The 12,746-nt window shown below is 66.0% G+C and carries 12 protein-coding genes; 8 read left to right on the forward strand and 4 right to left on the reverse strand.

Translation table 11 applies throughout. From position 1 onward, the window contains the following. Positions 1-91: 91 nt before the first annotated feature. On the reverse strand, positions 92-1,192 hold the full coding sequence (gene cax, locus EI171_RS34405) for a calcium/proton exchanger (RefSeq protein ID WP_161535951.1): 1,101 nt from the start codon (positions 1,190-1,192) through the stop codon (positions 92-94). Between the two features lie 345 nt (positions 1,193-1,537). Continuing rightward, positions 1,538-2,599 carry an isocitrate/isopropylmalate dehydrogenase family protein gene (locus EI171_RS34410; RefSeq protein WP_202633044.1) on the reverse strand — a complete coding sequence of 354 codons (1,062 nt, stop codon included), beginning with the start codon at positions 2,597-2,599 and terminating at the stop codon, positions 1,538-1,540. 170 nt (positions 2,600-2,769) lie between these two features. On the opposite strand from EI171_RS34410, the gene EI171_RS34415 reads away from it, so the two are divergent. Continuing rightward, complete coding sequence (locus tag EI171_RS34415) at positions 2,770-4,158, forward strand: MFS transporter (RefSeq protein ID WP_161535953.1); 1,389 nt, start codon at positions 2,770-2,772, stop codon at positions 4,156-4,158. 5 nt (positions 4,159-4,163) lie between these two features. Here the strand turns inward: EI171_RS34415 and EI171_RS34420 are convergent, their stop codons facing one another. Together EI171_RS34420 and EI171_RS34425 are read right to left on the reverse strand one after the other, a co-directional pair. After that, positions 4,164-5,783 carry a B12-binding domain-containing radical SAM protein gene (locus EI171_RS34420; RefSeq protein WP_161535954.1) on the reverse strand — a complete coding sequence of 540 codons (1,620 nt, stop codon included), beginning with the start codon at positions 5,781-5,783 and terminating at the stop codon, positions 4,164-4,166. A gap of 178 nt (positions 5,784-5,961) precedes the next feature. Then, positions 5,962-6,372 carry a hypothetical protein gene (locus EI171_RS34425; protein ID WP_246740321.1) on the reverse strand — a complete coding sequence of 137 codons (411 nt, stop codon included), beginning with the start codon at positions 6,370-6,372 and terminating at the stop codon, positions 5,962-5,964. 49 nt (positions 6,373-6,421) lie between these two features. Here EI171_RS34425 and EI171_RS34430 point away from each other — a divergent pair, with 49 nt between their 5' ends. The 7 genes from EI171_RS34430 to soxA all read left to right on the forward strand — a co-directional run bounded on the left by EI171_RS34430 (position 6,422) and on the right by soxA (position 12,672). Then, positions 6,422-6,871 (forward strand): (2Fe-2S)-binding protein, encoded by a 450-nt coding sequence (locus EI171_RS34430; RefSeq protein ID WP_028174739.1) that lies wholly within the window; start codon positions 6,422-6,424, stop codon positions 6,869-6,871. Between the two features lie 11 nt (positions 6,872-6,882). Next, positions 6,883-9,069: a molybdopterin cofactor-binding domain-containing protein gene (locus EI171_RS34435; protein ID WP_028174738.1), complete on the forward strand. Its 2,187-nt coding sequence runs from the start codon at positions 6,883-6,885 to the stop codon at positions 9,067-9,069. A 125-nt stretch (positions 9,070-9,194) separates the two neighbouring features. Further along, positions 9,195-10,466, forward strand: coding sequence for an NAD(P)/FAD-dependent oxidoreductase (locus EI171_RS34440; RefSeq protein WP_161535955.1), 1,272 nt, complete (start codon positions 9,195-9,197; stop codon positions 10,464-10,466). 235 nt (positions 10,467-10,701) lie between these two features. Then, the gene (soxX, locus tag EI171_RS34445) at positions 10,702-11,103 is read left to right on the forward strand and encodes a sulfur oxidation c-type cytochrome SoxX (protein ID WP_246740322.1); all 402 of its coding nucleotides are present in this window, start codon (positions 10,702-10,704) and stop codon (positions 11,101-11,103) included. Between the two features lie 8 nt (positions 11,104-11,111). Further along, positions 11,112-11,579 (forward strand): SoxY-related AACIE arm protein, encoded by a 468-nt coding sequence (locus EI171_RS34450; RefSeq protein ID WP_161535956.1) that lies wholly within the window; start codon positions 11,112-11,114, stop codon positions 11,577-11,579. Next, entirely contained in the window at positions 11,579-11,896 is a 318-nt protein-coding gene (gene soxZ, locus EI171_RS34455) for a thiosulfate oxidation carrier complex protein SoxZ (protein WP_161535957.1), read from the forward strand. Before EI171_RS34450 ends, soxZ begins: the two co-directional genes overlap by 1 nt. Continuing rightward, positions 11,893-12,672 carry a sulfur oxidation c-type cytochrome SoxA gene (gene soxA / locus EI171_RS34460; protein ID WP_161535958.1) on the forward strand — a complete coding sequence of 260 codons (780 nt, stop codon included), beginning with the start codon at positions 11,893-11,895 and terminating at the stop codon, positions 12,670-12,672. Before soxZ ends, soxA begins: the two co-directional genes overlap by 4 nt. The last annotated feature ends 74 nt before the right edge of the window (positions 12,673-12,746 follow it).

Here is a 12,746-nt window from a genome sequence, read left to right on the forward strand (position 1 = left end):
AGACGCATTCGCCGTTCCGGAGGATGGCTTGCCGCGGGCCGCCATTTCCCGGACGAGCTAGTTCACCCTCGTGCCGACGGGCAACAGCACCTCATCCCTCGCCCGCCGGCGGGACAACATACAGGGTCAGCGCAAACACTGCATAGATGAAGATCATCAGCGCGCCGACGAACCATGCCGAGCGTCCGCTGGCCGTGATGAACGCCGACGTGACCGTGGCGATCATCACCATGGTGACGGCGCCCGGCCAGAACTGCAGGTTCATCGGCGTCGGCCCCACGACGTAGCTGAGCAGCACCAGCGCGGGGGCGACGAACAGCGCGATCTGCGAGGCGCTGCCGAGCGCGATGCTGACGACCATGTCGAGCCGGTCCTTGCGCGCCGCGCCGAACGCCACCGCAAATTCGGCGGCAGCGCCGACCAGCGAAACGATGATGAAGCCGACAAAGGCCGGGCTCATCCCGAAGGTTTCCGCCGCCTTCTGCACCGATTCCACGAAGATTTCGCTGACCAGCGCGACCAGCACCGTGACGACCAGCAGCGTGCCGACGGCGATGCCGATCGGCCAATGCGCCTCCTTGTCGTCGCCATGATCGGCGCTTGCGAACAATTCCTTGTGCGTCCCGAGCGAGAACAACAGGCCGAGCGCGTAAGCGACCATCAGCAGGACTGAAATGCCGACGCTGAGCTTGTTCAAGATGCCTCCGCCCTGCGGCAGGTGCTCGAGATCGGCGACCGCCGAAGGCGCAAGCAGGGCGACGGTTGCCATCAGCAACAGGCCCGACGAGAGCCGCGCGCCGGCGCGGTTGTACTCCTGCACGTGGTAGCGCAGGCCGCCGAGCAGCAGGCAGGCCCCTAGCATGAACACCGCGTTGGTGACGATCGCCCCCGCAATCGAGGCCTTTACCAGCAAGTACTGGCCGGCACGCAGCGCCGTGATGGCGATGATCAGCTCCGTCAGATTGCCGAGCGTTGCATTGAGCAGTCCGCCCACGGCATCGCCGGTCTTCGCGGCGACCGCTTCGGTGGCGTGGCTGAGCAGCGCCGCCAGCGGCACGATCGCAAGCACCGCCAGCACGAAGAGGAGCGTGTGGGAATGCGGGGCAGCCGCCTCGGCCAGCAGCACGATGGGCACGAAGACCAGCATCCAGAGCAAGGGCGTATTCCGGATTTCCCTGAGCAGGGTTTGCATGTCGGCCGCCCTTTCCATGGATGCGCTGATGGAAGGGTCTGGCGGGCCTGCGAGGCGAGTATTGATCTGCCTCAACGTGCGCCGGAGGAGACGCGCCGCCGTGCGGTCTGAGGCCCACATTGCGCGTGACGAGAACGCGCCATGGCCCAGTCCCCGATCGCCGCCAGCATCGCATCCTGCCAGTGTTTTGCCCGACGGGTCAACGCGATCGCAGCTGCGGATGTCGCCGCGACGCATCGCGAAAATCCCTTACCGATCAAGGGGTGTTCTACTGTGCATGGGGTTGTTTTTCGACCTTTTTTGTTTCGCCCAAAAAAAGAGCCGGAAAGCACGCGCCGAAGCACCTCACGCCCCCTGCAAGATCTCCGCAATCGCAGCCCCCGCCGCGATCGTGCCGAGCCTGCCGCCGACATCGCGCGTTGCCCTGCCCTCGCCGATCGCCTTTGCCACCGCCGTCTCGATCGCACGCGCGGCCTCCTCGTAGCGCACCGCGCCGCTCCTCTCGCCATGCCAGGCCAGCAGCAAGGCCGTCGACAGGATCAGCGAGACCGGATTGGCGACGTCCTGCCCGGCGATGTCAGGCGCCGAGCCGTGTGCCGCCTGCGCCATGGCATAGCGGTCGCCGACATTGAGCGAGCCGCCGAGGCCGAGACTGCCGGACAGCTCGGCCGTGAGATCGGACAGGATGTCGCCGAACATGTTGGTGGCGACGATGACGTCGAAGCGATCGGGGTTGCGCACGACATGCGCCATCATGGCGTCGACCAGGATGTCGTCGACTTCGAGGCCGGCATAGCCCTTCGCCGCCGCGCGACAGGTGTCCAGGAACATCCCGTCGCCGATCTTGAGCACATTGGCCTTGTGCACGATGGTGAGGTGTCTGCGCCGCTTCATGGCGAGACGGCAGGCGGCGTGCGCGATGCGCTCGCAGCACGCCCGCGTGATCCGGCGCAGCGAGATCGCGACGTCAGGCGTGACCAGCATCTCGCCATTGCCCTGCTCCATGTTGCGATCGGCGTAAAAGCCCTCGGTGTTCTCGCGCACCACCACGAGGTCGAAATCGCCGAGGCGGCCTGGCCGCCCGGCATAGGTGCGCGCGGGCCTGACATTGGCGTAGAGGTCGAGGTTCTTGCGGAAGTGCCTGGACGGATTGATCTCGCCATGCGCCTCGTCCTTGAAGTCGAAGGTCGCGGTCGGCCCCAGGATCAGGCCGTCGGCGCCGCGGACGATGTCGAGCAGCTCGGGCCGCACCGTCGTGCCGAACTGCTTCAGGCTCGCGTGCCCGACCGCGTGCTCCTCCAGCCGCAGATTGAGCTGGAAGCGCTCCGAGGCCGCGCGCAGCACACCCGATGTCGCGGTCGTGATCTCCGGTCCGATGCCGTCACCGGGCAGAACGATGAGTTGCATGACGTTTCCCCAAAATTGCAGCGCCGGCGCGATCATACGCCAGAGCCCGGCGGCATCGCCTCACCTTCGCGCATACACAGCATGCAAGCATATGCCTGTGGAAGCGGCCTTCAGCGTAGTACATGCCAAAAGTCCGCATAGCCACGCCGCCGGAGCAACGCGCTAACGCAATGACGATCACGTTACCTGCCGCCGCGCGCGAGCCCGACCATCCCATCGCCGACGGCTTGCCGGCCGCGCAGCGGCGCTGGGCGATCGCCGCCATCTTCACCGCTCTGGCGATGGCCTCGCTCGACACCGCGATCGCCAACATCGCGCTGCCCGCCATTGCCGCCGACCTGCATGTCAGTCCGGAGCAGTCGGTCTGGGTCGTCAACGTCTACCAGATCGCGCTGGTGGCAACGCTCTTGCCGCTCGGCGCGCTCGGCGAGATCGTCGGGCACCAGCGCATCTATCTCGGTGGCCTGATCCTGTTCACCATCGCCTCGCTGTTCTGCGCGGTCGCGTGGTCGCTGGACAGCCTGCTGGTCGCGCGCACGCTGCAAGGCCTGGGGGCCAGCGGCATCATGAGCGTCAACACGGCACTGGTGCGCTTCGTCTATCCCGGAAGGATGCTGGGCCGCGGCTTCGGCCACAACGCGCTGGTGGTCGCGACCGCCTTCACCTTCGGGCCGTCGATCGCCTCCGCGATCCTCGCGCTCGGCCCCTGGCCGTGGCTGTTTGCCGTCAACATTCCCTTCGGCCTCGTTGCGATCGGCATCGGCTTTGCGATGCTGCCGAAGACGCCGCGGGCCGATCACGGTTTTGATTTTCTCGGCGCGATCCTGGCGTCGGCCTGCCTTGGCCTGTTCATCACGGGCATCGGCAGCGCCGCGCACAATCTGTCGCCGGTCGTCGTGGGCATCGAGCTCGTCACGGCCCTCGCGCTCGGCTTCATCCTGACGCGCCGCCACGCCGATCACCCCGCGCCGATGCTGCCGATCGATTTGTTCAGCCGGCCGATGTTCGCGCTGTCGGCGGCAACGGCGGTGTGCTCCTTCGCGGTGCAGGGCCTCGCCTTCGTCTCGCTGCCGTTCTATTTCGAGGACGTGCTGGGACGCTCGCAGGTCGAGACCGGCTTCTTCATGACACCGTGGCCGCTGGTGGTCGGCATCATGGCGCCGATCGCGGGGCGCCTGTCCGACCGGCATGCGGTCGGGCTGCTCGGCGGCATCGGCCTCGTGCTGCTCGGCCTCGGCATGGCGCTGCTCGCCATGCTGCCGGCCAACCCCGCCATCGCCGACATCATCTGGCGGATGGTGATCTGCGGCATGGGGTTCGGCTTCTTCCAGGCGCCGAACATGAAGGCGGTGATGTCGAGCGCGCCGCCGCATCGCAGCGGCAGCGCCTCCGGCATCGTCGCCACCGCGCGCCTGACCGGACAGACGACAGGGGCCGCGCTCGCGGCGCTCTGCTTCGCCCTCGCCGGCCACGACGGCGCGACCGTCGCGCTGGCGCTCGGCGCGGGCTTTGCCGCGCTCGGCAGCGTGATGAGCTTCCTGCGGCTGGCGGTAAAGTAAGGCCCTCAGGCCAGGTGCCGCGCCACCGTCACGTCGACCGTTGCCGCCGGGATGACCGTCTCGTCGTCGAGCGCGGCGAGGCGCGTGTCGATGGCGGCGATGACCTTGCGCGAGAACGGCCCGAGATGCGCATAGGCCGCGATCATCTGCACCGCGATCCGCGCCGATGACGTGTCGCGCTTGGCGCAGTTCATGAAGGTCTGCCAGAGCGGCCCGCGCGCTTCGGGGATCGCCGTGACCACGCGGTGCACGGTCTCCATCGCGCCGAGCTTGGCACGGATATCGCCCTCCGCAAGCGCGTGGCGCTGCCGCGAACGGTCGAGCAGCGTCATCAAGCGGTCGATGCGTCCGGCATAGGCAGCCGGGCTGTAGATGCGCTCCAGCACCCGCTTGTAATCCATCAGGATGTCGCGCAGCGGGCGCACCGGATCGAAGTTGATCCCATCCGTGCACTGATCGGCGCCGATGGTCGGCGCCAGATCGTGGCCCGGGTGCAGCCGGCCTTCGCGCTCCAGGCGGCGCGTCAGCTGCGTGTTGGGCAACGCATAGAGCAGGCCGACCATGCTGACGGGGATCGCCGCCTCCTCGATGAATTCGATCATGGCCTCCGCCATCGAGAGCTTCTCATTGTCGAAGCCGACGATGAAGCCCGCGGTGACGAGAATGCCGGCGGCATAGATCTTGTGGATGCTCTCGGCGATGTTGCGCCGCGTGTTCTGCTTCTTCCGCATCGCGACCAGCGTCGCCGGATCCGGACTTTCGATGCCGACGAAGATGCCGAAGAAATTGGCCGCCCCCATTTGCTCCAGCAGTTCCGGATCGTCGGCGAGGTTGATCGAGGCTTCGGTGGAGAATTCGAACGGATAGCCGTGGGCGCGCTGCCATTCGGCGAGCTGCGGGAGGAACAGCCGCAGCGACTTCTTGTTGCCGATGAAATTGTCGTCGACGAAGTCGAGATGGCCGCGGTAGCCCATCCGGTAGAGCGTCTCGAGCTCGACGAACATCTGCTCGGCCGTCTTGGTTCGCGGCACGCGACCGTAGAGCTCGATGATGTCGCAGAACTCGCAGGTGAACGGGCAGCCGCGCGAATACTGCACACCGATATAGAGATAATCTTCGAATTTGAGCAGGTCGAACCGCGGCACCGGCGTCCTGGTGACATCGGCCTGGAATTTCGGCGCAGTGAAGACGCCGGAGCGCGCACCGCCCTCCCAGGCCGCGATGAATTCGTCGATGACACTCTCGGCCTCGCCGAGCACCCGGAAGTCGGCCCTCTCATAGATGTGGGGGCTCGAGGTCGGATCGGGGCCGCCGACGACCACCGGCTTGCCCGCCGCGCGGCATAGCTCGATCAGGCGCAGCGTGTCGGCCTGCTGCGGCAGCATTCCGCCGGTGAAGACGACGTCGGCCCAGGCGAGATCCTCGTCACCCAGGGGCGACGTGTTGCAGTCGATGAGGCGCACCGTCCAGTCGGCAGGCAGCATCGCGGCAACGGTTATCAGGCCGAGGGGAGCTGCGGGTCGCTTCACGCCCATCAGCTTGCAGGATTCGCCAAAACTCCAGAACGACTCCGCGGTGAACAGCGGGTAGAGCATCAACACGTTGCAGGGGCTCGGCACGTCCATGGAACTCCTCTGGCTTCGACTCAGTGTACCAGAGCGACCTCGTCTTGCATCCCGGCAAAAGGGGACAAACTGTCGCCGCAATGCAGCGGTGATCGGGCCTGGAACCGGCGTTCACGGCCGGGCGTCGCCCCAAGCCGCGGATTGGCGCCTGGAACCCGGCCCGCGGCGAAGCGAGCAATCAGCAGCGTTCGCTCGCAAGCAGCTTCCGCCTGCTCGCCAGGACATCGCTGCACCAGGCGAAGAACGCGCCGAGAAACTCGCGGCCGGGCGCGTCAGTGCGGGCATGCTGCCCAACGTCTCGAAGCCCTTCTCCATCCGCGAGGCATTGCGCGCCAGCAGGGCGCGGATGTCGCTGCGGACCGGACTGGGATAGAGCTCGTCTTTTGCTGATGATCCGGATCGCATTCTCGTTTGCGACACCAAACGCCCTCAGCTTGTGACGGGCCATTTCATGAACGATCGCCTCCGCGGTCGCGAGCGGGCAATTGACTGCAACACCGAACACCCAACAATCTTCCCGGCGCGCTTCCATCTCTTTGACGGCCACCCCGCGGACTGTTGATTTGAACAGTTCCAATTTGCCGGACACATTGCGCCCCTGAGTCCAATCGGTGGATTGGACCAATCAGGGGACTGCGATGGCAAACCTTACAATCAACGGAAAATCCCTCACACTCGACGTCGAGCCGGATACGCCGCTGCTTTGGGCGATCCGCGAGAATGCCGGGCTGACCGGCACCAAATATGGCTGCGGCATTGCACAATGCGGCGCCTGCACGGTTCACATCGACGGCATCGCGACTCGCGCCTGCGGCGTTTCGGTCGCCGAGGCCGAAGGCAAGAAGATCACCACGATCGAGGGGCTGGCGTCCGGCAGCACGCTGCATAAGGTGCAGGAAGCCTGGATCGCCAAGGACGTTCCGCAATGCGGCTATTGCCAGAGTGGCATGATCATGGCGGTGGCGGCGCTGCTGAACGAGAAGCCGAAGCCGACCGACGCCGACATCGACGAGGCCATCACCAATATCTGCCGCTGCGGCACCTTCCAGCAGGTGCGCGAAGCGATCCACACGATCGCCAGCGCGTAAGGAACCGCCCCATGAACAAGCACGTCTCTCCCAAGATGAACCGCCGTGCCTTCGTCATCGGCACCGCCGCGGTCGGCGCAGGCCTCGCAATTGGCCTCGATATCCCCTTCGGCGGTCCCGCCGTGGTGCGCGCAGCCGACGGCTCGCCCGAAATCGGCGCCTGGGTCGTGGTCAGGCCCGACGACACCGTCGTGATCCGCATCGCCCGCTCCGAGATGGGCCAGGGCTCGCTCACCGGCCTCGCCCAACTCGTCGCCGAGGAACTCGAATGCGACTGGTCGAAGGTCTCGACCGAATATCCGACACCCGGCCAGAGCGTCGCCCGCAAGCGCGTCTGGGGCGATTTCTCGACCGGTGGCAGCCGCGGCATCCGCTCTTCGCAGGACTATGTCCGCAAGGGCGGCGCCACCGCGCGCGTGATGCTGATCCAGGCCGCCGCCGATTCGTGGAAAGTGCCGGCATCCGAATGCACCGCCGCGAAGAGCGTCATCACCCATACGCCGTCGGGCAGGACCACAACCTACGGCAAGGTCGCCGAGGCTGCGGCCAAGCTGACGCCGCCGGCCGACGTCAAGCTGAAGGATCCGAAGGACTGGAAGCTGATCGGCAAGGGCGTGCTGCGCCTCGACACCGCCGACAAGACCACCGGCACGATGGTCTACGGCATCGACGTCAAGCTGCCGGGCATGCTGAACGCCGCGATCAAGGACTGCCCGGTGTTCGGCGGCAAGCTGAAGAGCTATGACGAGGCCAAAATCGCCGGCATGAAAGGCGTCAAGAAGGTCGTCAAGGTCGGCGATACCGCGGTCGCGGTCGTTGCCGACACCTGGTGGCACGCCAAGACCGCGCTGGAAGCGCTGCCGATCGTCTGGGACGAAGGCGACAACGCCAAGGTCTCCAGCGAGTCGATTGCGAAGTGGCTGGCGGAAGGCCTCGACAACGGGCAGCCGGCCTATGTCGGCAACAAGAACGGCGACGCCAAGGCGGCGATTGCCGGCGCCGTCAAGAAGGTCGAGGCCGTCTACAACTACCCTTACCAGAACCACGCCACGATGGAGCCGATGAACGCCACGGCGCTCTACACCGCGGACAAATGCGAGGTCTGGTGCGGCACGCAGAACGGCGAGGCAGCCTTCGCGGCGGTGCTGGAGGCCTCCGGCCTGCCGGCAGAGAAGTGCGACGTGCACAAGGTAATGCCTGGCGGCGGCTTCGGCCGGCGCGGCCAGACCGACTACGTCCGCCAGGCGGTCATGATCGCCAAGCAGATGCCGGGCACGCCGGTCAAGCTGTTGTGGTCGCGCGAAGAGGACATGGCGCACGGCAGGTATCACCCGATCACCCAGTGCAAGATGACCGGCGCGTTCGACGCCGACAACAACCTGGTCGCGCTGCACTACCGCCTGTCGGGACAGTCGATCCTGTTCTCGCTTCGCCCCGAAGCGCTCCAGAACGGAATGGACCCGGCCGCGTTCCAGGGTGTCGCCCAATCTGGCGAGGCCGCGTTCGGCTATTCGGTGCCGAACCTGCTGATCGAGCATGCGATGCGCAATCCGCACGTTCCGCCCGGCTTCTGGCGCGGCGTCAACGTCAATCACAACGCGATCTACATGGAATGCTTCATGGACGAGCTGGCCCATGCCGCAGGCCAAGACCCGCTCGAGTTCCGCCGCAAGCTGATGGGCAATCACCCCAAGCATCTGGCGGTGCTCAATGCCGTGGCCGAGAAGATCGGCTGGACCACGCCGGCGCCGCAAGGCGTCTATCGCGGCATCGCGCAGGTGATGGGCTATGGCAGCTACGTCGCCGGCGCCGCCGAGATCTCGGTGACCGACGGCAACAAGATCAAGGTGCACCGCATCGTCGCCTCCACCGACCCCGGCTACGTCGTCAATCCGGCGCAGGTGGAACGGCAGATCGCGGGCTCCTTCGTCTATGGCCTGTCCGCGCTGTTCTACGGCGGCTGCACCGTCAAGGACGGCAAGATCGAGCAAACCAACTTCGACACCTACAACTCGATGCGCATCAACGAGATGCCGAAGGTGGAATCGGTGATGGTGCCGAGCGGCGGATTCTGGGGCGGTGTCGGTGAGCCGACCATCGGTGTTGCCGCACCGGCCGTGCTCAACGCGTACTTCGCCGCGACCGGCAAGCGCATCCGTTCCGTTCCGCTGCGCGACCAGAACATCACTTTCGCCTAGAGCATGATCCGGACTCGAAGGGCCGCGTTAGCGCAAAGAGCGAAGCGGTTTTCCGAGAAGATCACGCTCAAGGAACAACTCGCGGCGGCCACGACGGCCGCCGCGGCATTTTCCGGATGAGACCCATGAATGCGCCGGTGACACGGCGGAATGCCGTCCTCGGCATCACCGCCGCGGCCACATCGTACGCAGTACCTTCAATCCTGCGCGCGCAATCGGCGGGCCGCGTCGTCGTGGTCGGCGGCGGCTTTGGCGGCGCGGCCTGTGCCCGCGCGCTCAAACGCGCCGACGCCAAATTGCAGGTGACGCTGATCGAGCCGAACAAGGTCTTCACATCCTGCCCGTTCAGCAACGAGGTGATCGCAGGCCTGCGCGAGATCGAGGCGCAGCAGCTCGGCTATGACAAGCTTGTCGCCGAAGGCATCACCGTCGTTGCCCAGGCGGCAACAACCGTCGATCCCGAAAGGCGCAGCGTCACGACGACCGACGGCGCCACGCTCACTTACGACCGCCTCGTGCTCTCGCCCGGCATCGACTTCCATGTCGAAGCCCTGCCCGGCTACGACGAGGCGGCGTCGGAAAAGATGCCGCACGCCTGGAAGGCCGGCGCGCAGACGCTGCTGCTGCGCCGGCAGTTGGAGGCGATGGAAGACGGTGGCACGGTCGCCATTGCAATCCCCGCCAATCCCTCGCGCTGTCCGCCGGCGCCTTACGAACGCGCGAGCCTGATCGCTCACTACCTGAAGACGAAGAAGCCGCGCGCGAAGGTGCTGATCCTCGATGCCAAGGATAGCTTCTCCCAGCAGCGGCTGTTCGAGCGGGCCTGGAAGGAGCTCTATGGCGACATGATCGAGCGCATCGCGCTGTCGCAAGGCGGCCGCGTGACTTCCGTTGACGCTTCGACGAAGACCATCGTCACCGAGTTCGGCAACTACACCCCTGACGTTGCCAACGTCATCCCGCCGCAGCGCGCCGGCCACGTCGCCCAGATCGCGGGCGCAACGGATGCGACCGGCTGGTGCCCGATCGATCCTGTGACCTTCGAGTCGAAGCTCGTCCGAAATATCCACGTCATCGGCGATGCCTGCCTCGGCGGCGGCATACCCAAATCGGCGTCGGCCGCGAGCGCGCAAGGCAAGGCCTGCGCCGTCGCGATCGTCAACCTGCTCGCAGGCCGCGCCCCGGAGACGCCGCGGCTCACCGGTGTCTGCTACAACACCGTCGCGCCCGGTTACGGCTTTTCGCTCGCCGGCAACTACCAGCCCAGGGGCGATATCTTTGCCGAGGTCGAGGGCGGCGCGACCAGCCCGGTCGATGCCCCCCGCGAACTGCGCGCCCGCGAGGCTGACGAGGCCGCGCGCTGGTTTCAAACCATCACGGCAGACACCTTTGGCTAGAGCAATGATGGGACGAGCCTGCCGCCACGAACACGATGCGCTCCCTCCCCCGCGTGCGGGGGAGGGCTGGGGAGAGGGTGTCTCCGCCCGCGAGAACCCCCAAGAGGAAAGAGCCCTCACCCGCCGCTACGCGGCGACCTCTCCCGCAAGCGGGAGAGGTAAGAGGAGTTCGCGGCGGCCTCAGTCATTCAATCCAATATCTGCGATTGCGGTATTCATCGTAGCGAGCCTCGCCTTGGCATTGCCCACCCAAGCGGACGAGCTCGCGCCTTACACAATCGTCGGCGACGGCATTCCGGCTTCGCTCACCGGCACGCCCGGCGATGCCGCGCGCGGACGCACGCTGGTGCTGGCGCGCGCGACGACCTGCATCCTCTGCCATTCCGGCCCGTTTCCGGAAACGCGGTTCCAGGGCGACCTCGCGCCCGATCTCTCCGGCGCCGGGAACCGGTGGTCGGTGAGCCAGTTGCGGCTTCGTCTGGTCGATGCGTCGCGCTTCAACGCGGAGACCATCATGCCGTCCTATTATCGCAATGACGGCCTCGTGCGGGTCGGGCGCAATTTTGCCGGCAAGCCGATATTGTCCGCCGCGGAGATCGAGGACATCGTGGCCTATCTAGCAACGCTTCGGGACTAGGACTGCTCATGCCAACCACGCGACGACAATTCCTGAGCCTTGCCGGAGGCATCACCGCTGCGGGAACGATCCCGATCGTCACGCTGCGGCCGCTGGAGGCGACGCCCGGGATGCTCAACACGGCGATCCGCAACGTCGTCGGTGAAGCCCCGATTCGCACCGGCAGGGTGAAGCTCGACATTCCGCCGCTGGTCGAGAACGGCAACACCGTGCCAATGACCGTCAGCGTCGCAAGCCCGATGACGCCTGATGACTACGTCAGGAGCATCCACGTCTTCAACGAGAAGAACCCGCAGCCGAACATCGGCAATTTCCATCTCGGCCCGTGGGCCGGCCGAGCCCAGGTCTCGACGAGGATCCGGCTCGCCGATACCCAGAAGGTGGTCGCGATCGCGCGTCTCTCCGACGACAGCTTCTGGCAGGTCGCCGCCGACGTCGTCGTGACGCTGGCCGCCTGCACCGAGGAGATGAACTGATGGCCGCGCTGATCAACGTTCCGGCAAAGGCCAGGCGCGGCGACGTCATCGAGATCCGCACGCTGACCTCGCACATCATGGAAACCGGCTTCCGCCACACCGCCGATGGCGGGCTCGTGCCGCGCGACATCATCACGAGCTTCACCTGCCGCTACAACGGCACCGAGGTCTTTCGCGCCGACCTGTTTCCGGCGATCGCCGCGAACCCATACCTTTCGTTCTTCACGGTCGCGAAGGAGAGCGGCAAGTTCGAGTTCGAATGGACCGGCGACAACGGCTATTCGTCCACCGCGTCGGCATCGATCACGGTCGAATGAAATTTTGGCGCGCGATAGCGGTGGCGATACTGCTCTCCGCGAGCCCCGCCCTGCTTGCCGGCGAGATTGCGCCCGAGGCGCGTCGCTCCGGCTACGATTTCATGGGGCCGGACACGCGTACCATGCAGGATGACGACACCGCCAATCCGGGCATGCTGTTCGTGCTCGATGGCGAGGTGCTCTGGACGAAGAAGACCGGCAGCGCGGAGAAGGCCTGCGCGGATTGCCACGGCGATGCGCGAGGCAGCATGAAAGGCGTCGCAGCGCGCTATCCCGCCTTCGAGAAGGCGGTGGGCCGTCCCATCACGCTCGATCAACGCATCAACCTCTGCCGCGCCAATCATCAGCAGGCAACGCCACTCCCCTACGAGAGCCGCGACCTGCTGGCGCTGTCCGCGTTCGTCGCCCACCAGTCGCGCGGCGTCGCGATCACGGCTGGCGACGACCCGCAACTCAAGCCGTTTGTCGAACAGGGCCGCGACCTCTTCATGCAGCGCGAGGGCCAGCTCAACCTCGCCTGCACCAATTGCCACGACGACAACTTTGACAAGCATCTCGCCGGCGCGCCGATCACGCAAGCGCAGCCGACCGGCTATCCGCTGTATCGGCTGGAATGGCAGACGCTGGGGTCGCTGGAGCGGCGTCTGCGAAGCTGCATGTCCGGCGTCCGCGCCCAGGCCTACGATTACGGCGCACCGGAGCTCGTCGCGCTCGAGCTCTATTTGATGTCGCGGGCGCGCGGCCTGCCGATGGAAACACCGGCCGTGCGGCCTTGATTCCTTCGAATTAGGACTAGGCAGGCGTGGCACGGTCGCTAGTATCCCTCCCAAAGACGATGAGTCACAGGGAG

This window comes from Bradyrhizobium sp. LCT2, assembly GCF_009931255.1.
Classification (GTDB): domain Bacteria; phylum Pseudomonadota; class Alphaproteobacteria; order Rhizobiales; family Xanthobacteraceae; genus Bradyrhizobium; species Bradyrhizobium diazoefficiens.